This is a genomic window from Bacillus cereus group sp. BfR-BA-01382 (assembly GCF_022663475.1).
GTDB classification, from domain to species: domain Bacteria; phylum Bacillota; class Bacilli; order Bacillales; family Bacillaceae_G; genus Bacillus_A; species Bacillus_A thuringiensis_S.
On sequence record NZ_JAKUFQ010000378.1, the window covers coordinates 1 to 263 of the forward strand.

Sequence of the window (263 nt, forward strand, 5' to 3'; positions counted from 1 at the left end):
CCAACTGAAATTTGTGATCGTGTTGGTTTCCCGCCCGTTGTTTGTTTTGTATTTTCTTGCTTTTGTGTTCTCTCTTGTTGTACAGGTTGTTGCTGAGCTTTCTGTTGCTCTTGTTTTCGTCGCTCTTCTTGCTTACGCTTTTCTTCCTCTGCTTTTTGCTGTTCTTCTTGCTTACGTTTTTCTTCCTCTGCCACTTTTTTATCTTCTTCTATTTTTTGCTCATCTGTTGTTGCTTTTACTTTTTCTTCCTCACCTTTTACAAG

Annotated in this window: 1 pseudogene; it reads right to left on the reverse strand. The window is 38.8% G+C overall.

Going from position 1 to position 263, the window contains the following annotated elements:
• Positions 1-263 (reverse strand): annotated as a pseudogene (locus MR160_RS35425) (YwbE family protein); the annotation flags it as partial.